The sequence below is a fragment of the Paraflavitalea devenefica genome (assembly GCF_011759375.1).
In the GTDB taxonomy this organism is placed as follows: domain Bacteria; phylum Bacteroidota; class Bacteroidia; order Chitinophagales; family Chitinophagaceae; genus Paraflavitalea; species Paraflavitalea devenefica.
Genome location: NZ_JAARML010000001.1, coordinates 490,084 through 512,876 on the forward strand (window position 1 = coordinate 490,084; position 22,793 = coordinate 512,876).

At 49.4% G+C, this 22,793-nt stretch carries 11 protein-coding genes; 3 read left to right on the forward strand and 8 right to left on the reverse strand.

The window, feature by feature from the left end; translation table 11 throughout:
- Window positions 1-98 precede the first annotated feature (98 nt).
- The 5 genes from HB364_RS01885 to HB364_RS01905 all read right to left on the reverse strand — a co-directional run bounded on the left by HB364_RS01885 (window position 99) and on the right by HB364_RS01905 (window position 10,723).
- The gene (locus HB364_RS01885; protein ID WP_167286201.1) at window positions 99-1,547 is read right to left on the reverse strand and encodes a sigma-54-dependent transcriptional regulator; all 1,449 of its coding nucleotides are present in this window, start codon (window positions 1,545-1,547) and stop codon (window positions 99-101) included.
- 62 nt (window positions 1,548-1,609) lie between these two features.
- Window positions 1,610-3,898, reverse strand: a complete 2,289-nt coding sequence (locus tag HB364_RS01890; RefSeq protein WP_167286202.1) for a tetratricopeptide repeat-containing sensor histidine kinase — start codon at window positions 3,896-3,898, stop codon at window positions 1,610-1,612.
- A 31-nt stretch (window positions 3,899-3,929) separates the two neighbouring features.
- Entirely contained in the window at window positions 3,930-7,553 is a 3,624-nt protein-coding gene (locus HB364_RS01895; protein WP_167286203.1) for a BamA/TamA family outer membrane protein, read from the reverse strand.
- Window positions 7,554-7,681: 128 nt separating this feature from the next.
- The gene (gene ppk1, locus HB364_RS01900; protein WP_167286204.1) at window positions 7,682-9,730 is read right to left on the reverse strand and encodes a polyphosphate kinase 1; all 2,049 of its coding nucleotides are present in this window, start codon (window positions 9,728-9,730) and stop codon (window positions 7,682-7,684) included.
- A gap of 105 nt (window positions 9,731-9,835) precedes the next feature.
- A complete protein-coding gene (locus HB364_RS01905) occupies window positions 9,836-10,723 on the reverse strand; it encodes an AraC family transcriptional regulator (protein WP_167286205.1) in 888 nt (295 codons plus the stop codon).
- 152 nt (window positions 10,724-10,875) lie between these two features.
- Between HB364_RS01905 and HB364_RS01910 the strand changes: the two genes are divergently transcribed.
- The 3 genes from HB364_RS01910 to HB364_RS01920 all read left to right on the forward strand — a co-directional run bounded on the left by HB364_RS01910 (window position 10,876) and on the right by HB364_RS01920 (window position 15,927).
- Window positions 10,876-14,634 (forward strand): DUF3857 domain-containing protein, encoded by a 3,759-nt coding sequence (locus HB364_RS01910; RefSeq protein ID WP_167286206.1) that lies wholly within the window; start codon window positions 10,876-10,878, stop codon window positions 14,632-14,634.
- A 137-nt stretch (window positions 14,635-14,771) separates the two neighbouring features.
- Window positions 14,772-15,566, forward strand: coding sequence for a HipA family kinase (locus tag HB364_RS01915; RefSeq protein WP_167286207.1), 795 nt, complete (start codon window positions 14,772-14,774; stop codon window positions 15,564-15,566).
- Window positions 15,544-15,927, forward strand: coding sequence for a DUF3037 domain-containing protein (locus HB364_RS01920; RefSeq protein ID WP_167286208.1), 384 nt, complete (start codon window positions 15,544-15,546; stop codon window positions 15,925-15,927). The genes HB364_RS01915 and HB364_RS01920 overlap by 23 nt, the downstream gene beginning before the upstream one ends.
- 60 nt (window positions 15,928-15,987) lie before the next feature.
- On the opposite strand, the gene HB364_RS01925 is transcribed toward HB364_RS01920, so the two are convergent.
- The 3 genes from HB364_RS01925 to HB364_RS01935 all read right to left on the reverse strand — a co-directional run bounded on the left by HB364_RS01925 (window position 15,988) and on the right by HB364_RS01935 (window position 22,793).
- Window positions 15,988-16,863, reverse strand: a complete 876-nt coding sequence (locus tag HB364_RS01925; protein ID WP_167286209.1) for an FHA domain-containing protein — start codon at window positions 16,861-16,863, stop codon at window positions 15,988-15,990.
- 11 nt (window positions 16,864-16,874) lie between these two features.
- Complete coding sequence (locus tag HB364_RS01930) at window positions 16,875-20,897, reverse strand: FtsW/RodA/SpoVE family cell cycle protein (RefSeq protein ID WP_167286210.1); 4,023 nt, start codon at window positions 20,895-20,897, stop codon at window positions 16,875-16,877.
- A gap of 126 nt (window positions 20,898-21,023) precedes the next feature.
- Window positions 21,024-22,793, reverse strand: coding sequence for a serine/threonine-protein kinase (locus HB364_RS01935; protein WP_167286211.1), 1,770 nt, complete (start codon window positions 22,791-22,793; stop codon window positions 21,024-21,026).

A 22,793-nucleotide genomic window follows, 5' to 3' on the forward strand; every position in this document is an offset into this window, starting at 1 on the left:
TGCCTGAACCTGGATTCGGGGGATTTGAGAGATTGATTGGATTATTGTATAGCGACGATGGTGAGCCGCCTTTGGAAGGCGACCCACCATCTAACAGATCAGAGGTCTTCTTTTTTGATGCCGAGTTTATGCATTTTAGATTCGAGGGTGGTGGGCTTGAGGTTGAGGAGTTGGGCGGCGCCGCCTTCGCCCCTGATGCGGCCATTGGTTTTGCGGAGTATGGCCATGATGTATTCCCGTTCGGTGTCTTCCTGTATTTTCCGGATATCGGTGAGTGATTTGGCTGTCGTGTGGTGTTGCGGCGTGGTTACAGTGGCCGTATTAATAAGTGCGCCGTTACTGAGCGGGCGTTTTAATTCCAGAGGTGATCCATTGTCACAGAGTATGACAGATTGCTCTATTACATTTTCCAGTTCCCGGATGTTACCCGGCCAGTGCCAGGCTTCCAGTTCGGCCATCATTTTGGGGGCAATGCCCTGAAAAGACCTGTTGTTGCGGTTACTGCAGGCTACTGCAAAATGATTCGCCAGCAGGCTGATGTCTTCCTTACGTTCACGCAGGGGAGGCAACACTACCGGAAATATGTTGAGGCGGTAGTAGAGATCCAGGCGGAAACGGCCTTCCGCTACTTCTTTTTCAAGGTTACGGTTGGTAGCAGCCACGATACGCACATTGACCTTAAAAGGCGCTTTCCCCCCTATACGTTCTATTTCTTTTTCCTGGAGCACCCGCAATAGTTTGACCTGCAGTTCCAGGGGCATTTCGCCAATTTCATCCAGGAAGATGGTGCCATCAGCAGCCTGCTCAAATTTTCCGATCCTCCTGTCGGTAGCACCGGTAAAAGCCCCTTTCTCGTGTCCGAATAGTTCAGATTCTATGAGTGAAGCAGGCAATGCAGCACAGTTGACTTTGATGAAAGGTTTTGTCCTGCGGTGAGAAAGGTGATGGATGCAATGGGCAATACGCTCTTTACCGGTGCCGCTTTCACCCATGATGAGCACAGAGGTGTCGAACGTTGCTACCTGTGCGATGTGATCCAATACGGATAATAATTGTTGGCTGTTGCCAATGATGCCTTCAAACCCGGCATTGGCTCTTCCCTGTTCTGCGGTACTATTTTTTTGCTGAGCGGTTAGTTGTTCCTGCAGCACTTCCCGGCGTTGTCTCCATTCAAGGTTGTGCTGATGACGATAGCGTGCTATATCGAGTGTGATGAGCACATCTTTTGCCCGGAAAGGTTTCACCAGGAAGCCATAAGGCTCTGTGAGCTTTGCCGCTTCCAGTACACGTTGGTTGGAATTGGCAGAGAGGTAAACGAAAGCAATGTTTTGTTCCTTTAATTGCCAGGCCAGGTCAATACCTGTCCCGTTGCCCCTGAGATAGATGTCGAGCAATACAAGTTGTGGTTTGTGCTGACTGATGAGTTTCCGCGCTTCTTCCACCGAAGCAGCAATGCCACATACCCGGTATCCGGCTTTTTCCAGCGTGAGCCGGAGATCATTGGCCACGATGAATTCATCTTCTACTATGAGGATCTGTTCGGTCATGTGTTTCTGATTCCGCAGAGTCCCCTTCGGGAGACTCTGCGGGGAAATTAAATTTGCTTTGTTCAATTTTCATAGACGGCCATTCGCCCGTGCGGGAATCTGATCATGATAGAAACTCCTTTATCACTTTGTATGATGAAGACGCCATTCAACTGTTTGGTAAGCCCCTGCATCAGGTTCATGCCCAGTGAACGGACAGCGGCTGTATCAAAGCCCGCCGGCAATCCCCGGCCATTGTCTGCAATGACAAGCAGTACATGGCTATCCTGGTCCTGTTTCATTAATATGTTTATGGTACCCTCGCTGTTATCCGGAAAAGCATATTTGAAGGCATTGGTGATGGATTCATTGAGTATGAGGCCCACGGGCACAGCCTGTGCAACATCCATGGCTATTTTTTCTACCTGCAAACTGAACCCGATCTTATGGCTGAGGTTGAAGTTATCGCTCAGGTATTCCACCAATTCGCGGATGTAAGCCTGCATGTCAATAGCCGATTCCGTTTCAGACTGGTATAAACGCTGGTGAATGAGTGACATGGCGCGCATGCGGTGCTGGCTATCGCGGATGGCCATGAGAGCGGCATCATTGTCGAGATAGGCAGATTGAGTATTGAGCAGGCTGATGACGATCTGCAGGTTATTTTTTACCCGGTGATGAATTTCCTTAAGCAGCCATTCTTTTTCTTCGAGCAACCTGTCTTTTTCCGTTACGAGTTGTTGCAGGGATTGATTTTGCCTGTTGATCTCTTCCTGCTTGGCTTCCAGCCGCCGGTTGCTGCGCTGCCTGATGAGATAACGGTTGTACAATAACCCTACTATTATCAGCAGCAGCACGACAGCGCCAATGGTAAGGTTGCCGGTAAGTTTTGCCTGCTTTAACCGGCTTTGCTGTAGCTGATTCTCCCGTTCGAGGGCACTGATGTTCTGTTCTTTTTTGCCGGTTTCATAGGCTACCTGCAGTTCCTCTATCTGGCGGCTTTTGCTTTCATTGAAAAGTGAATCATTTAGTGTTTTATAGCTGTTGAAATGGTCTATTGCAGCAAGGTAACTGCCCGTGGCAGAATCCACTTTAAAAAGAAAAAAATGAAGGTCCCTGATCCTGGATGTTAATGCTATACCCGGCGGCATGGCCATTGCTTTTTCGAGGTACCGGCGGGCATGGTCATAGCGATGCCTGTTGAGGTAGAACTCGCCCATGGTAAAGTATACTTCAAAGGTGAAGACGTTACCCTGGTCCATTTTTTCTTCCCAGGCTATCATTTCCAGGTAATGTTGTTCTGCCAGGGCATATTGTTTTAAGGCAGTGTAACAGTCGCCCAATGAGGTGGCCACTGCCTGTTTATCTGCCAGGCGGACCGGAGGGAATTTATCCCGGGTGCTTAACACTAACTTCAACGCCTCCTTTTCTTTCTTTTGCCGTATTAATGCACGCACCTGGTGTCCGTTGAATCTGTGCATGGGACCGTGTAAAGCCAGTTCAAGGTTTTGCTGAAAGAATATGACTGCCCTTCCGTACCATTCGGCACATTTATCAAAATGCCCTAATTCCCTGTACACACTTCCCAGTCTGCCATAGAAATAGCCACCCGACACACTATCGGCAGTAGCCTGCATGCTCCTGACCGTTTCCAGCGCATAAAATAGTGCTTTCTCGTAGTTGCCTTTCGCCGTGGCAACAGCCGAGAGCAGGTCATAAGTATAATGCAAATTGGCATACCCGATATCCTGGTACATTTTCAAAACACGGAGAAACCCTTGCTCTGCACTGTCCAGCTTTCCCTGGTGCATGTAAACATCTGCCACATCTTTCAAGGCTGCAATTTCTTTTTCTCTGTTGCCCGTTTGCCGGTAAAGCTCACGCGCCAGTTTAAAGTAACGCAGGTGTTCTGCAAAAGCACTGTCCATATTGGACGCTAGTTTTTGATCAGGAATGGTATTGGCCAGCCTGGTCCAGACAGCAGCTTCCTGTTCTTTATCGCCGGTTTTTTGAAAATGGTCGATCACCTGCAAGAAGCACGACCGGCCCTGGTCATAATCCCGCTGTTCAAAGTACATTTCACCCAACATGAATAAAGACTTGTGTTGCCAGGCAACAGCCCGGAGCTGATCGCTGAGTTGTTTTGCTTTTGTTGCATAAGCGATGCCGCTGTCGGACACGTTGGTATGTACGCCTGGTTTAACATCATAGTACCAGGCTATTTCCAGCAGTATTTTAATGCGATTGGTATCGGGCAGGCTGCGCTGTAACCGGTTCATCAGCGTAGCATACGAATTGCCGGACGCTTCCTGGCCCTTAGCAGCCCGGGCTACTATTACCAATACAGATGCGATGAGCCATACCCTGAGCATGTTTTGGTTGTTATTGTTTTATAGATGCACATCAGAACCTCATCCCCACTACTACAAACGGCAGCCAGCCTTCGCTGGAATAACCTGCCAATGCCCTGATGACGATCATTTGCGCCGGCGCAAAGAAGAAGCCTCCACCTACGCCGTTGTGCCATTTGTCTGAATGTTCGCCTTTCTCCCATACCCTTCCCACGTCGTAAAAGCCAATCATACCGAATAAGCCGGGCAATACGTAACCGCCGATCTGCGTGAGCTTGATGCGCATTTCGAGGTTGTTGTAGAGGCTATGCTGACCGGCAAAACGGTATTGGCGGTAACCCAGCAGGTTCTCATGGCCACCCAGGAAGAGCGACTGGTAAAAGGCTGTTTTACCTACGGTGATGCCACCACCCAGGCGGTTGGCCAATACGATAGAGCTTTTCGCATTGAGCGGTGTATAGAAGGCTATTTCGGGTATGAGCTGTGCAAATGATTTTGAATAGTCATTTAACCCGCCGAATCCCTGCAGGCGCACATTGATGTAAGAACCCCAGGAGGTAAGTATCGGGTTATTCCTTTTATCCCTGATGTAGTTTACGATCAACCCCGCATGCGCCTTATCGTCGGCAATGGTGGCACTGTCATAGGAACCAATGAGGGAGGTGTTTTCAATGAACCGGCCTTTGTTGCCATCATCATCGAAACGGTAGATCTGTGCAGCCGGCCCTACACTGATGCTGCTGCCTTTGGCATTGCCCCAACGCAGCGCTGCCCATGCCTGGTAGGTATTGAACCGGGTGCGGTAGAATTTTTTGAAGTTGTCTATTTTATGAAATTCGGTTTCGTTGCCCCGGCCGAAGAAGTTAATGGTATTGTTGGGCGCTTTGATGAGCGCCTGGGTAATGATATCGGCTTTGCCGATGGCATGGATCCATTCGCCTTTGTAGTCTATTTTGTATGCATTGGTGGAGAAGGAATGGGATACGAGCAGTTGCTGCAAGCCTGAATACTGGGCTATTTTGGTATAAGGCTTTTTACGGAAGCCCTGTTTGCGCACATGCTTAAAACCCGCACCAAGCAGGAATCCATCATCCACGTTGAGCCCGATGGAGGCAAGTGGTTGGGTGATGTTGTAAAGATCTACAGGGTTAAAAGCTGTATGCGCACTGTCGTTCGACAGCCGTTTACGAAGCCGGCCCGCGTCTCCGTTTATAGTCGCATTGTTCTCCCCTTCATATAGTTTTATACCACCCTTTCCTTCGGCTACATCGTAGGTCTTGTTACCTTCTCCACCGATGATGCGCAGTTTAACACCGTTGTTGGTGTTGTTGATGCGCACGCTGTCATCTCCTTTGGACAGGTAGAGCCTTACTTCTTTGGTCATACCAGGGGAGAAGGTCTTTTTGAAGAGCAGGTCTTCCAACTTCCTGCTTTTGGACAGTTTATGAATTGCCACTGTAATGCCATTGTCGGGTGCGTCTGTGATCTCTACCAATTCATGCTTATCCGTTACTTTGATGTCTACAATTTTGTTGATGAAACGGTAGTAATGGTCCATGGCTGCCGGCAGGTTATCCCTTCTGTCTTTCAGTATTTTCAGGAATTTATCATGGCGAAGCTGGTAAGCAGCGGCCGGCAATTGCCGGAGCCCTTCTTCCAATACCGGGTCGGTCACTGTGGCCACAAACTCCCTGGTGATCCGCATCCAGTCGTCATAGCTGAACTGGGTGAGGAAGCGGCCGTTGAGCTGCCTGCTTTCCCATAGTTCACCTTCAATGTTACGGTAGTTGCTGTTAAAGCCTTGCAGGAAGGGTAATATCCAGCGCCACCTGGCTGCATGGGGGATGACCCCTTGATTGGTATAGAATACCTGGTCACGGTCGCGGGGGATGGCTTTGTATTTTTTCCCTTTGCCGTCCTTTTCCGGCAACCAGCGCCACTGGTCTTCATGCCTGTCCCAATCACCAATGAGGAGATCGAGCAGGCGGGCGCGCAGGTATGCCGTGCTGTCGAAACTGTTGTCGTTGTCTTCATCCATTTTGCGGCGCATCTTGAGCGTGTTGTCTGATTCACCCAGGGGTTCGCGTTCTTCCAGCAGGCATAAGGTGTTGGCAAATGTATTGCCATAGATGCCCAGCGCTGTATCGGGTGCAACCCAACCAATGATGGGTGTGGCATGGGGGATACCCAGCCGGCTGGCGATGGGCGGTACTATTAATGCACCATAGGGATAGTTGGAAGACATGTTGTCTGACAGGAGGTCTTTCACAAAGGTTTCGCGCAGGGCTTCGGGCAGTAGTACATCGGGGTATTTTTCCACGCTTCGCAGGGCCCATTCTTTTCCATTTTTATCGAGCAGCCTGAGTGATTTGGACTGGTGGCCGCCACCGAGACGGCTGGGCGTTAACCCGCCTTTTACCTGAGAGATCCTGATGACAGGGAATGTGGTAGGGGTCGCGTAGTCCTTCCGGTAGTTTTCGCCAAAGAGCCAACGGTGAAAGCGGTTCACACTATCGAAGCGCGCCAGGGGCACGATGGTGATGCTGTCCTGCGGCGTGGCCTTGATGGCCAGTTGTTCCTGCTCCTGCACTTTCACGTATTCCTGTGTATAGGTAAAGGAGGCTTTAACGCCGTCGGTAATTTGTGTATAGTAAGTAAAGCGGAGGTGGTTATTGGTGAGGAGGTCGGCCGTGATAAAACCAGCCCTTGTGGAAGCAAATAATGAATGTTTTCCTTTTCTGGCATAGGCCTTTTTGGCACCGGCCCCACTGACTACCTGCACCTGGCTGCTTTTGATGAACTGCAGTCCATGTTCATGACCTGCCACATGTATGAGGTTGGGAAAATGTTGCGCCACTTCATCCATGTTTTTGATCATAGTTTTGTAAAGGGGGTGGCCCATGTCTTCGGGGTTTACGATCGCCTTTCTTAGTACAGGATAGAGGGAGCCTATAACGGGTAATGGTATGTAGAGATCTTTGTTGATGGCCGTGAGGGGGAAGATATGGTCCTTAAGGGAATAGTAACCGCCATGATGGCCATAGGACTGAAACGGGTGGTGGGAAGCCAGCATGACCATTTTGTACCGGTTCTTGTAGAGCAGTTCCTGTAAACGCGCTGTTATGTCTTCTTTGGTACGGCAATTACAATCTGCTTCTTTGTTGTCTTTGTCATAGGGGAATAACCACCATTCACTATCGAACGCTATGATGGTGAGGTTATCGGCCACGTTGATCTCCACGGGATCGGGACAGCCGTCGGCCGGCACCATTTTTAATAAGGGATCATTTTGCTGGTTGAGGTAACTCCACTGGTTTTTGATCTTAGCCAGTCCATCGGGTCCCATGCGGTCCCAGTCGTGGTTACCGGGCACGAAGTAGACGGCGGCGCCATTGCTGCGCATGGGCGAGTATTGTGAGCGCAGGATGTCCTGCGTGGCCTGTTCCTTTTTATTACCGGGCAACGCCATACCGGAGGGATAGATGTTATCGCCCAGGTAGAGCACGGAGGTCTTGTTTTTGATGACCATTTCAGCCGCCAGGGGAATGATCCGCTGTTGTTCTTTGCTGATCTCTCCGGCATCGCCAATGAGGATGACCCGGTGTACAATGCTGTCCTGCGCCTGCGTCACAAAGGCAGCGCACGATACAATAAGGGCGTATAGGTATTTTTTCATGTCAGTTAGTTTAAAATGCAAGCTACGAGCTACGAGCTGCGAGCTGTGAGCGGAAAGACAAGCTGTTAGCGGTTAGCTATTAGCTGTGTAAAGTTAGGATACAGATGCTTACAGTTATAAAAGACTGCTTATGCCTGTTTTTCTGCTTTATTCCTTATGTAATTGTATATGTTTTCCTGGGAACGGGTAGGTTCTTCACTGCCCGCTATGGGCTGGTTCTGCAGGCGACTGTCTAACTGCACGGCCTGTTCACTGTCCTGCCACTGGAAGCTGATGATGTCCTTTATTTCGTTTTGTATGTCTTTATCATAGACCGGGAAGCATACTTCTATGCGCCGGTAGATGTTCCTATCCATCCAGTCGGCAGAGCCAAGATAGATCTCTTCTTCCCCACCGTTGTGAAAAATGAATATACGCCCATGTTCCAGGTAACGGTCCACAATGCGCCTGACCGTAATGTTCTCACTTAATCCTACTACACCGGGCATGAGACAACAGATGCTTCTGACGAAGAGCTGAATGGTAACGCCTGCCTGGGAAGCCTCGTAGAGTTTACTGATGAGCTTTTTTTCTTCGAGGTTGTTGAGCTTGATGGTGATCTTTGCCGCCCTTCCTTGCCTGGCCCAGGCTATTTCCCGGTCTATCCTTTCCATAAACACCTGCTGCAGGTTGAACTGCGCTACCAACAGGTGATTGAATTTTATGTTGGTCCCACCGGATTTTTTACGCTGACTGAGAAAGAGGAAGAGGTCTTCCATTTCGCGCAACAGGGCATAATCCGAAGTGAGCAGGATATGGTCGGTATAGAACCGGGCGGTACTTTCATTCAGGTTACCCGTAGCCAGTAATCCAGCATAGTATGTGCCAATTTTATCTTTCCGTTTTACGAGCGCAATTTTGGCATGCACTTTCAGGGTAGATTCGGAGTAGATGATTTTTACGCCGGCGACTTTCATTTGCCGCGCCCACCGGATGTTGTTGGCCTCATCAAACCGGGCTTTTAGTTCTACCAGTACAGTTACCTGCTTACCATTGCGGGCAGCACTGATAAGGGCATGCACGATTTTTGAATCATCGGCCACCCGGTAGAGGGTTACATATATTTCCGATACGGCCGGATCAATGGCCGCCTCATTGAAGAAGCGCAATACGGTGTTATAGGATTGATACGGCGGATGGATGATGATGTCCTTCGCTGCAATGGCCTCAAAGATGGAGCGGGGTTTACCGGTTGCAGGGTGTACCACCGCAGGCCAGGGCTCATATTGTGCTACTTTGCCGGTTACCGGTAATGAAGCCAGGTCTTTGAGGTTATGGTAGGTACCTCCTGCCACGATGCTGGCCCTGGCCAGGTTGAAGTGTGTTATGATGGCATCCAGGCCAGCCTGCGGTATACCGGGCTGATAGAGGAAACGGGTGGCAAAGCCGAAATCGCGTTTGCTGATCTGCTTTTCTATTTTCTCTGCCATGTCTTCTTCAAAATCGTCTTCCAGACTGAGCTCTGCATCGCGGGTGATCTTGAAGCTGTAAGCACCTGCCACTACCGAGTGCCGGAAGATGTAGCGCAGGTGGTATTTGATGATGTCATCTATAAAAACGATGTAGGTTGTATTGTTTACGGTCCAGGCTTTGAAACGGGGCAGGGTATCGGAGGGAATGTTGACGATGGCATATTCTGTTTCCCTGCCGGGATATTGCAGCACGGCAGCAATGTATAGTTTGTTATTGCCGGGAAAGAAGTCGGGCCTGATGCCGGAGAGGTATACCGGTTGCAGGAATGCCAGCACCTGGGTAAAGAAGTATTCGGTGATAGCGGGCAGTATCTCATCGGGTATTGGCTGGTTGTACAGGAGCCTGATGCCCTGGCTTTCCAATACAGGCAGGATGCCGGTAATGGTTTTACCAAAGAGTTCCTGCTGCCGGTGAATGATGGTTTTTGCTTCTTCCAGGGTGCCGGTATAGATGCCCTCCTTACCGGGTTTGGATTTATTAATTTTTTGTAAAGCCATGAGGGCAGGCATGCGGACACGGTAAAATTCATCGAGGTTGGAAGAGTAGATCGCCAGGAATTTGATCCGTTCGGCCAATGGCACTTTTGCGTTGCCGGCCTCCATTAGTACCCGTTCATTGAAAGAAAGCCAACTGATATCCCTGCTGAAAAAACCGGCTGTATTCATATCCCAAAGCTATTATTACTGGTTAAGAACACCAATAGCTAAAGTAAGGGAAGAGTTGTATATTTTATAGCTACAAGCTGCGAGCCGGAGGCTCGCCAATAGCCGTCACCAGCCAGAGGCTGGCGACTGAACAACGAGACTTTTGCGGAAGTCGGAGAAGCTGGCGCCGGAGGCGTTTTTGAAGAATTTGCTGAAATGGGCTACGTCGTCGAAGCCGAGGTTCCAGGCTATTTCTTTCATGCTGACATCCGAGTAAGCCGCCTGCCGCTTGGCTTCGAGGATGATCCTTTGCTGAATGTGGTGGCTGGCCGGGAACCCGGATACTTTTTTGATGACCTCATTGAGGTAGTTGGGCGTTACTGCCAGTTGACCGGCATAATCGGCTACCATTTTTTTGGTGGCATATTGCTGTTCGAGGAGGGAAAGGAATTTTTTAGCCAGCTCTATGTTCCTGGGCTGTTGCGCCTGGGTATCGACCCCTTCAAACTGGCGGGTGAGGTAGATGAGGAATATTTTCAGGAATCCCCGCAGTATTTCCGACCGCAGCAGGAAGAAGTTGTCATATTCCCTGATCATTTTTGCTGCAATCTCCCCCATGTCGCCTGCCATTTCTTCCGATACCCTGATGACCGGGGAATGGGAAAAGGTATAGAAGAGGCCGGTATTGAAAAGCAGGTTGAAGTTGTCGTCGTTGAGGCTGAGGAATCCGGCCGTAAAGGAGATGACAAATCCGTCTACCGGCGGATTGACTTTCAGCAGGTGTATCTGCCCGGGGGTAAGGCAGTATACGGTATTGTTCTCCAGGTCATATTTGTCTACATCGATGAAGTGAACCCCCGATCCCTTCCTGACCCAGATGATGACAAAGTAGTTATGGCGGTGGGGAACTTCATTTTGCTGAAACCTGTTTTGGGCTATCCATTCCATGGTATGGATCTCAAAAGGTACATTGGCCGCAGATTTCCCAATATCCAGTACAGGTGTTACCGCCATGAAATGCCTGGTTTAGGGGTTGAAATTAGGTGAATTTTAGCTTTTCCGGTAAACGGGGTGTTTTCCCTGGCTTTTAATGTGGTTTTTGCATATTATTTTTAGGGTGTGATCGTTATGTACGTATTATCCCTATTTAACCCCTAACCGAATTTATGCTACATCGTATCCTCTCCCTGCTACCAGCACTGCTGTTCCTGGCGGGCTCCGTTTTTGCCAATGATTATGAAGATGCCTGGAAGGCTTTGCATAAGAATGACCGTAAAACTGCCCGGGCATTGCTGCAAAAAGCGATGCAGGAATCTTCCACCAGCGTGGATGCCTACCTGACGTATGTTTTCCTGCAAACTTTTGAAGGCAAGGAAGGCGAAGACCGGGACTTTCTTGCCAAGGTGTATAAGAAAGTCCAGGATGTGAATCCCTATATTTATGCCATGTGGTTTAATGAAAGTGTGCTGGGAAATTATGGTAAGAAGAAGGCACACCAGACGCAACTCCTGGAAAAGATGATGGACGACCCGGCCATTAATGGATCGCTGAAATCGGCTGCCCATTATGTAAAGGCGATGCATTATCTTTTTGGCAATGAGTTTGCATCCGCCAATAAGGAATGGAAACAGATGGGATCGGCAGGAACGCTGTGGCAACTGGCAGGCCCTTTTGACAATTTATCGGGCAGTGGATTTTATAAGAATTATGGTCCGCTGGAACATCCTGAAGCAGGCGCCAGCTTTACTTCAGCGAATAATGCAACGATCAGTTGGTTCTCGCCCCCTGTTATGACCACGGAAGGCTGGACTTTCCCTTACACACATATCCGCTATAATACGGCCATCGTATACGCCCAGGTATTTGTTCAGGCGCCTGCCGATATGAAGGTGTTGCTGAATGCAGGGGTGAATGGTTCGCTGAAGGTATGGGTGAACGATGAGCCTGTACTGGCAGAGTCGAAGGAGATTGTGACGGAACTGGATTATTATAAGAATTATGTACAACTTAAAAAAGGGTATAACCGCTTACTGGTACAACTCGGATATACGGATAATAATAGCCCTAATTTCATTATCCGCTTTACGGATGAGCAGTACAATGCAATCCCCGGGCTGACGTATACCCCCACCCTGCAACCTTATCCCAAGGCTGCCAAAACGAATGCAGAACCCCGCTCCCTGCCCCATTTTGCCGAAGTCTTTTTTGAGCAAAAGATCAAGGCAGAGCCGGGCAATGTTGTTAATTATATTTTACTGAGCCAGGTTTACCTGCGCAATAAGAAGACGGCTGCTGCGCGCAAGTTGCTTGTGGACGCGCTGCAACATTCGAAAGACAATTCCCTGCTGCGCTTTCAGCTTATCCAATGCCTGCTGAAGGAGAGCAACCGGACGCTGCTGTCGCAGGAAGTGGAAAGGATCAAGGAAACAGATCCCAACTGCGTACTGACGTATAATATTAATATTGAGCAGTTGAAGGATGATGAGAAGTATGAGGAGGCGATGAAAGAGCTGAACAAGGTGGTGGCATTAACAGGGGAAGATGAAGATGTACTGGTTACCCGCATTCAATTGTATGGCTCCCAAAATAAGATGGATGAGCTGGTGAAGACTTTACAGGACGCTTATAACCGCTATCCTGATAATTCAGAGATCGTAGGCATGATGTTCCGGTTGAAGAAGAATGGCTATAAGGATGCCAAAGGAGCCATTAAGGTATACGAGAGTTATCTGAAGAATAATTATAGTTACCAGCTTATCCAGGCACTGGCGCAGGAGTATAATGAACAAGGATCGTCGGATAAAGCCCTGCAGCTTTTTGAGCAGGTAAAGGAGAAGTTTGCCTATGATCCCGAACAGTATATGACGCTCGCGAATTTCTATTATGATAAGCAACAGTATAGCAAAGCAGAAGATTATACACGGAAGGCCCTTACCCTGGCCCCCAATGTAGCAGGCTACTGGCAATCGCTGGGACTGGAACTGCAGCAACAGCATAAGGACAATGAGGCGATGGATTGCTACCGCAAGGCATTGTATTATGATGCCAATAAATATACCGCCCGCGAGCAGTTGCGTGAGTTGCAAAAGAAGCCGGCAGTTTGGAAAGCCTTCCCCGAAACAGATGCTTATGAGCTTATTAAAAAGGCAGCGAACAAGACGTATAACCATAATTCTTTTTACCTGCTGGATGAAAAGACTACGGTAGTGTATGCTGAAGGAGCCACTGAAGAGTATATTACGATGGTGGTGAAGATTATTAATGAGAAAGGCATTGACGACTGGAAAGAGATCAGCCTCTCCTATAATTCGAACTCACAGTATTTACTGGTGGAAAAGGCAGAAGCGGTTAAGAAGAATGGCAATAAGATCAAGGCGGAACAGAATGGCAATGAGCTGGTGTTTACCGGCCTGGAAGCAGGCGACGCCCTGTATATTAAGTATAAGATCCAACATTATAATTACGGAAGGCTTGCCAAACAGTTCTGGGACCGGTACACTTTCAATGCTTATGTACCGGTAGAAATGGCCCGCTATTCTTTATTGGTAGCCAAGAATGTATCCCTGCACCATAAGGCACTGAATACTACAGTGAAGCCTACAGTAGGTAGTTATGATGACTTTGTATTGTACACCTGGGAGATGAAGGACCCGGAAGCGGCAAAGCCTGAGAAGTTTATGCCACCTCTGAATGATGTGGGCCCGGCCCTGTATCTTTCTACATTGTCATCCTGGGGTGAGATAGCCGCCTGGTATAGCGATCTTTCTTCTTCCAAAACAGAAGATGAGTTTGAATTGAAACAAGCCTACGAGGAGATATTTCCCAAAGGAAAAGGAACGATGAATGAAACAGAGCGGGCCAGACAGATCTACCAGTATATTACCAGCAATATCCGTTATAGTTCGGTATCCTTCCGTCAAAGCGCTTTTGTTCCGCAGAAAGCCTCTGTCACTATTAATACCAGGCTGGGTGATTGCAAAGACCTGTCGAGCCTGTTTGTTGGCCTGGCCAAACTGTCGGGCATTAAGGCCAATCTTGTACTGGTGAATACCCGGGAGAATGGCCTGCATGCCACAGAGATGCCATCTGTTGAGTTTAATCATTGCATTGTAAAGACTACATTGGATGGCAAGGAGTATTTCCTGGAGCTGACAGATAATGACCTTCCTTTCGCCAGCCTGCCTTCCAACCTGTATAAGGCCGCTTACCTGGTGATCCCGGAAAAGAGCAGTGATACTGCCGGCGCCCAATTGAAGTACCTGTACACCACTAACCGGGGAAAAGACAAGATTAAGCGTTATGTAACAGTCGGCATTGCCGGCAGCGATGTGACGATGGCGGTGAAGTCTATCAAGACAGGCAGCCTGACTTCCGGTCTGCGGAGCAATTATGCCAAGCTGAGCAGCGATAAGCAGCATGAAGAGATGGAGAAATCTGTCAGCGGCTGGTATAAGAACCCGGTTAAACTGAGCAGCGTTAGTTTTAAAGGACTGGAAACCCTGTCTGACTCCGTATTGGTCGAATATAAGTATAAGGTAAGCAATGAGGTTACTGAGGTAGGTGATATGGGTATGATCAAGATCCCATTTGGAGAGATTGTGGCCTCTATTGATAACCTGACAGAAGATGAACGTAAGTTCCCCATTGAGTACTGGACTTATGAAGACACCGACGAATATGAAACTGTTATTACGGTACAGGCTCCTGCAGGGAAAAAGTTTATAGAGGTTCCCAAGAATGAAACCTGCAGTTTCAATGGCAGCACGTATAGCCTGCAATTTGTGCAGAAGTCACCTACCCAGCTTGAGATTATCCGTAAGGCCAGCCTGAAGCGGGACGATATACTACCGGCTGATTATGCCTCGCTGAAGGTGTTCTTTAATAAGATTATCAAGGCGGAGTCGAAGTATATTGCTTTTAAGTAAGAGAATCCAGCATTCAGCATCCAGTATTCAGAATAGAATACAGGATTTAGTTGATAGTATTCAGAGCGGGCGTCCAGGTGGATGCCCGTTCTGGTTTTGTACAGGTTAATTTTTGGCGTTAATTTCAGGCTTTGTTTATGAAGAATGAATCAAAGATCAGAACGGTAAATGTGACCCGCTATGTGACGCCCCTGCGGGAAGGCGGATCGCTGCCTGCTATTGCAGAGGCCGATGATGAGTTCCTGTATGTGCTGAAGTTCCGGGGAGCGGGCCAGGGTGTTAAATCACTGATCGCTGAACTGATCGGCGGTGAGATAGCCCGCACACTTGGCCTGAAGATACCGGAGATCGTTTTTGCCCATCTCGACACCGCTTTTGGCCGCACAGAACCGGATGAAGAGATACAGGACCTGCTGAAAGCCAGTGTGGGACTGAACCTGGGCCTGCATTATCTTTCAGGCTCTATTACGTACGACCCTGCTGTAACTAAACTTCCTTCCTTACTGGCTTCGCAGATCGTATGGCTGGACTGCCTGCTGACGAATGTAGACCGCACAGCCCGCAATACAAATATGCTGGTATGGAATAAGGAATTGTGGCTGATTGATCATGGCGCCGCCCTATATTTTCATCATTCCTGGACCAACTGGGAAGAACAGGCCAAACGCCCCTTTGCCCCCATAAAAGATCATGTGCTGCTGCCGCAGGCCAGTGAGTTGGAAGCAGTAGATGCGGTGTATAAACCACTATTAACTGAGGAACGCATCCGTGCTATTGTTGGCCTGGTACCCGATGAATGGTTCACCGGCGGATCGCCGGAGATCCCGGCCACTGAACGCCGGGAAGTATATGTGCAGTTCCTGCTGACCCGTATCGCCCTATCTCACATTTTTGTAAAAGAAGCCCAGTATGCAAGAACAACACTTATTTGAGTATGCGGTGATCCGCGTGGTGCCAAGGGTAGAACGGGAAGAGTTCCTGAATGTGGGCGTTATCCTGTATTGCAAGCAGCTCCGGTTCCTGCAAACGAAGTATACACTGGACATGAAAAGGCTGGGCGCTTTTGGTCCCGGACTGGATGTGGAAGAGGTGAAGGAATATCTCTGCGCTTTTGAACATATTTGCCTGGGCGATGCAGCCGGTGGCCCCATTGCCAAACTGGATATGGCCTCCCGCTTCCGCTGGCTCACTGCCACCCGCAGCACGATTGTACAAAGCTCCAAGGTACATCCGGGCTTTTGTACTGATCCGCTGACTACTTTGGAGAAGCTGCATGAGCGGCTGGTGTTGTAGCTATTAGGAATTATTGATTACTGATTATTAATTATTGGGTGGCTGAGTGGGTAGTGGTTTTTAGTTTCTCTTAAACCGCAAGACAGCTTCGCCGCCCAGTTCTATCTGGTCGCCTTCCTGCAAGGGGTGGGCTATGCCATACATGTTGAGCCATTTTATTTTATCATCTGCGGTGTGCACTTTGATCTTGTTGCCATTGTCGGGAAGGCCGCCTTTATCCGGATAGAGGAAGTATTTGTCGGTTTTGGGATCGTAAGTGATGTAGGCATGGTTGCGGCTGACATGCAGGTTGGCCCGGCCCACCGACTCATCAAAGCCAGGCTCCCCTGCTGCCAAAAATACGATGTCGTTCAATTGAATTTTACCGGATGACAATTGCGGAGTTTTACTTCTGCCAATATTAAATCGTAACTGTGTATGCGGATTGAGGATGTATTCAAATTGTTCCGCCTGCCCTACCAATACCTGTATACAGGCTGTTGAATATTTCTCTACGATATGGTCGCCGGCACGAATGACCTTTAAACCAAAGCTGTCCTGCTGTATGCAGTTTTCCGGCAATTGGTCTTTTACGATATGGTATTCGAAGAACCAATCCTGTTCCAGTTGTATGAAGTGGTTGAGCAGTTTCCTTTCCAGTTGCTCCGTTTTGAACATGCCCGGCTTATCGGTATATAAGGCGATGCCGGCCGCTTCTTCCTGTTCCTGGCTGGTACACAGGATGTAAAAACGAAGGCCGGCTACCGACATGCTTTTTTCATCCACATAGGGTTTTAATGTTTGAATGATGAACCTGATGATGGCATCCCGTTTTACCGGCGTAGCTGGAATGAAAGAAGCCGGCGCTTCTTCGGGAGCCGATGCAGACTGTTCAACTACTGTTGAGTCATCTGTCAGTCCAAAACTTTTCTTCAGTTTGTTGATTAAGCTCTTCATTGTACGCTGATTTAAAATGAACCCATGTATGCTCTTCGCTGCAAGATCTTAGTGACTGTATTGGCCAGCAAGACCGCATTGGCCGAGCTTTGCCCGCTTTCTATACGGATACAGGCAACGGTGTACGAGTTATTGTCTGGTGTGGGCGCAAAGAAGACGTACCAGCCATCCGATTGCTTTTCTCCTTTGACGATCCGCTCCGGCGTACCGGTTTTGCCCGCCACTTTACTATCTTTTATTTTTTGCCGCCCCGGTGTACTGGACTGATCTATCATGTATTGCCTGAGCAGGGAGGTATAGGCCGTGTCTCTCGATATTTTGATACCTTCCGGTACCGGCTGTGTTTCCCCGGCTGCCTGCAAAAGATAACGGGAGGGCTGCAATACGCCATGATTGGCAATACCGCCTGCCATTCTCGCCATGGATGCGGGCGTAGCTGTCAATACGCTTTGTCCCCAGGCAAGCCCGGAGAATACACTGCGGTACCGTTTGGTGGTACCCATGTATTTTGGATTGTTGTATTGCCTGCGGTCGTGACTCAAGGCATCTCTTTTCCATACGGCCAGGTCGGCCGATATTTTTTGCCTGTCGTTTGATAAGGTATAGTTGTAGCCGCCCCGTTGTTCAAGGTTCATGCCTGTTGCCTCGTATAAGGCGGCCATTTCTTCCTCAAGGTGATTTTCGTTGGCCAGGCGGATGAAGAAGATATTGCTGGAATTGACGATGGCTTCATGCATGTCAACAAATTGCACTTTGGGAATGAAGGGTTCCTGTTCTCTTTTATTGTCGCGGAATATCTCATTGCGGTAGATGTCGGTGTATCGCACTTCAGCGGCGGCAGCGCCCATTTTATTCAGGCCGGCCAGTGCAGTCAATATTTTGGCTGTAGAGCCGGGCGCTGTGGCATAGGTCATCCCCAGGTCCCTTTCGGTGACGGGCATTTCCAGTTGGCCTCTTTCCCTGTCGGACAATTGCATGAGCTCGGGCGATTGCAGGTCAGGCAGGGGATTTAATGCCGATGCCAGCACATCGCCGGAAGTGGCATCCAATACCACTATAGAGATACGCTTATTGTTAAAGAGGCTGTTGTGCAAAGAATCCTGCAACTCTTTTTGTAAAGCAGCATCCACACTGAGGTAGAGGTTGCGTTCCTTATCCCTTATTTTCCGGATGGGGGCTGCATTGCTGTCAATGCCGGCCTTCAATCCTTCTGTGAGGGCTGTATAATCATAGCGCGCCAGTGGTACTGTTTTGTAGAATGGCCTGGTGAAACGATCGGGCTGGTATAAGGTATGTACAGAATCCTGTATTTCGCGGGTAATACCAAATCCACGGAGGGCTGTGAGGTGGCGCGCTTCTGCAAAGTAACCATTCGCCTGTCCCCAGAATAAACGGGTATTGTAATCGCCGGTCCAGAAGAAGAGGTTTTCTGCAAAAGGATAAAAACGCCGTACCCTTTTTTGCGAGAGCTCCTGTAGTTGCAATTTGGTAATGCCTGCCTTTTGTAAGGTGTCCAGGCTTTGTTGGATAGTTGCGGCATCGCTGGTTGCCAGTATGAGCCCATTACGGTCGTAGACGTTACCGGCAGCCAGCAGTCGCATGAGTTTATCTATGCGGGGATTGTAGCTGTAGATGGGCACACCGTTGCGCATGACCACGCGCGCCTGCTTTACAATATATTCATCGCGATCAACAACCTGCACAAAGAATAGTTTGGCGCCCAGCACGATGATGCCGATCAAAAAGAAGGAGATGCCTGTAGCCAGGACCGGATCATAGTTTTTACGGGTATATTCCTGCTGTACTTCCTGTCCTGCCCGGGCGGAGATGCCTGCCACGATACCCATGGCGGCCAGGTTGATGATGAGTGATATTTTACCATAACTGAGAAAGGGTACAGCAACACCGGTAAGCGGCAGGAGACCAATGGAGCCTCCGGCAATTATTAATAGTTGTATACCGATGGTGATGGCAATACCGGCACAGAGGTAAAAGGTGAAAGGTTGCCCCGACCTGCGGGCATGCAGGAAGGTACGGTGAATGAGGATACCGAATAAGAGGAATACCGCTACGAGCCCCAGCCACCCCATTTCTTCACCGATGCTGGGCAGGATCATATCAGTATGGGCGGCCGGCATGGTGTTGGGAAACCCGCGGCCAATGCCTTGACCGGAGAAACCACCGGAAGAGAGTGTCCAATAGCTATGGGCCAGGTGATCGCCACCAAATACATCATTGTTCCATTGGCTTTGCCAGATGGCCTTCCGGTCGGCCAGCCGCTCTCCGATGCCGGGCATACGATCACCGAAAGCAAAAGCTGCAATGACGATCAGTATGATGACCGGCGCATCGGCTATGGCTGCCAGAGAACCATACCATTTTATACTGCGCAGGTTCCCCTGCACCAGTAATACGATGATGACAAGCAGAAAAGCGGCCACTGTAGCCATCCATCCGGGCAGGAACCATAACAGCACACAATAGCCCAGGCCCGATAATACGGTGAAGAGGAGATTGCCGCGTGCAATGCTGTAAAAGAAAAGGAAGGTGAAGCAAACAACCAGCGCCGGTCCCATGTCGCCCATGAAAAGATAGAGTGCGAGGATGGCGCCAATGCCTGCCAGTACTCCCCAATTGATGTAGAAGCGCCAGCGTATGTCGGAGAGGTTACGGATGTTGTCTCCGTTGGCAGCAAAGAAGGCAGCGAGAAAGAATAAGAGCAGGTACTTAGTGATCTCACTGGGTTGGAAGGTGAAGCCGCCCAGTTGGAGGTTGACTTTTACACCACTCCCTTCGGGGCCTGTTCCTATGAAGACGGTGATAACAGCCAGCAGTATGGCCAATGCCAGCCATGTCCATCCTTTGAGCTGATAGATATTCCTGTTTTTGAAGTTGAAGAGGCCATCAAACCACCAGCGGGTATGCAGTTTACCTATGTTCACACTGCATAGAATAGTATATGCTACAAGCCCGGCAATGATGCCCTGCAGGGTTTGGAAAGCATGCAATGAATCGGTCAATGGGTGCTGGATGCTAAAGAGGGTAAGCACGGAGATACCGCACAATAACAAGAGCACCGGCAGCAGGAAGCTATCGGGCTGTTTTTTTCTTACAGATAAGATGAGGTGAACGATGAAGAATGCCAGGATGAGGGCTCCTGCTATGATCTGAAAACTGGTTTTGAATTCTTCCGGTGTTCTGACGATTAATACGCTGTCTTCTTTTATCTGTCCATAGGCAATTGGACCAATGAGCCTTATTTTATGAGGCCTGGCGGTAAAGGTGTAAGCGGCCCGCTGGTTCAGCCGGCTGGTGCCTTTCCTGCTTCCAAATTCATAACCGGGTTTGACGGGCAATACGCTGTAGCCCGAATCGCGGAATAAACCGGTAAATGCAAATTCACCTTTTGCATTGGTACGCGCATAACCGATAACGCCGGTGAGCGAATCTTCATCGAGGGAGGGAATGTGCTGTCTTAACTGGATGAGCACTCCTTCCATGGGACGATCCTGGTACAGGACCTGCCCCGTCATTTGCCTGTCGCCTGCGGCAACATGAAGTGCAGCAGGATAGCTGACGGGGCCGGTTAGTTCCTGTACGTATAAAGCAGAATCGAGCCCAAGCCTTTGTCGCGATGCGCGCAGCCTGCCACGAAAATCTATGCCACCTATGTTTGACTGCCAGGATACCGGCGCTGTGATGGCATAGGCACTTTTATTGAGCGCCCCAAGGTTATCCGGCTGGCCAATGGTAAAAAGTTTATGCGCCAGGGAATCGGCCAGCAGGTCTATGTCACGCTGATCAGTATAGTAGTTACCATCGGCAATGATCTTTTTCAGGGCGTCTTTGTTGATGACGCTTTCAAGTTTCAGGGCCCTGCCTTCCCCCAAAGCGGTGGTTGTTTTTTCCAGTTGTGGGCTGAGCGCCTGCCAAAGCTTAAAGAAAAAGAGGAGCAGTATTAATGCTGTGCCGGTCAGCAGTAGCCAGCCTTCCTTTGTTGTGTTCTTTTTGATATGTTTTTCGCGAACAGCCATGTCTTTACAAAGCGGTAGCCCCTACGGGGCATCCCTTTCTACGATTTTTTTTACGTTTTCTACAAAGCGGTGGCCCCGATGGGGCGACGTTTGTTTCGAGACAAAGCCATCGCCAAGGGGCAGCGCCTATTGTGATCCTTTTACGATGAGCTGATCAAATGATACGGTCTGGGCGCCGTCTACACGCAAACCGAAGTAATTGCCAAACCCACCGGGGAAGCCCATGATCTTCTCCAACTGATCGTTGATGAAGAAGCGCAATAAGCCACCCTGCTTTTCAATGGTAAGCATGTTCATCCCGGCATCCGGCCGGATGTTGGGAGATGCCGTCCAATCTACCAGCACGTTCCACTGATCCTTTATTAAAGCGCCAATGGAATAGTACCCATTGGACGTGATGTAAAACACGAAGTAGGAATCCCGTTCCTGGTCACCGCAGAAGTTGATGCCGAAAGGATCACCTGTACTGCCACTCCAATGGGTGGCATTGGCTGTTATGGTGAAGTCTTTGTGGATGTCGAGATTGATCTTTATGGCGGTGGAATAACTCAGGCTATCGGCCAGCCCTTTCATTACATATTTCCCGTTTTCCAGGCTGAACTCACTGTTGTCATCTGCCCCTATATCCCAGGAAGTATCCTCCGGATCGCTAAAATCATTGAAGTAGATGCCATTGTTTAAGGTGATGCCGGGATCAGCAGTGGCAGCCCTTTCCGTTTCCACCACTTCCTGCGGACCTGCAGCAATGGAGAGTATTTCTCCTACCGGGGGGCGTGTGGGCGTTACCTGGTATTTTGTTTTTTCTCCCGGCACGGTATATTTTACTTCTTTCACCCGGGAAGGGTTGATCTTGGATGATTCGGGCTCTGCCGCATCTGCCCTCGACTTGATAAGGGTTGTCCAGGAAAAGAAGACAGCTCCACTAATGAGCAGCAATACAACAGCTATGAATGTAACCGGGCTCTTTTTGGCCGGCGGCGGTACGGACGGCGCCTCATACGGGATGGTGTGCCTGGGTGCAGGAGGTGTTATTGTTGTAATACCACGCAGGTCTTCTATGGCAGCCATTTTTAAAAGATGCCTCACCTGTACGGGATCAGCCAGGCGGTGTGTACCCTGCTTGGTGAGCAGGCCCTCCAGCAATAGCAGGAGGCTGGGCGGCAATGTGCGGCCATCCGGCAGACGGGGAACAGGAATGGGCGATGCGATTACCCGGTTGATGTGCATGAGCAGGTCGTCCTGCTCGTATTCAAAAGGCACTACGCCGGTAAGGCATTCATAGATAACTACGCCCAATGAATAGAAATCGGTGGGCGTAGATACATTTTTCGACTGGTTGAATTGTTCCGGCGACGCATAATCGTAGGTGAGCATGGAAGCCCCAGTAACAGTGATGGAATCTGATTGCTCCCGCAGTTTTGCAATGCCAAAATCGGTCAGTAAGAATTGTATCTCCCCGGAAGGGTGTTTACGGTACATAATGTTTTCCGGCTTCACATCCCGGTGAACGACTGCTTTGGCGTGAATGGCGTCCAGGGCTTCTGCCATGTGATGCGCCAGCCTGATGACAGTGGGAACGTCCAGTGTTCGGTGCATCCTCAGCAGGCTGCGCAGGTCGCCGCCTTCTACCAGTTGCATTACAATGTAAGGCAATTCTGCATCAAGGTGTACTTCTATGATCTTAACAATGTAATCATGCTGAATGGATTTCATGATTTCCGATTCACGCTGGAAACGCCGGAGTGTATCGGGATCGGTATTGAAAGCAAAGTGCTTAATGGCAACGAGCTCTCCGGTGTGGATGCTTCTTGCCTTTAGTACCCGTGCATTACCCCTTCCCAGTTCACCCAGGATTTCATACCCCTTGAAGTATTCTTTGAAGATCGAGGTGGCCAT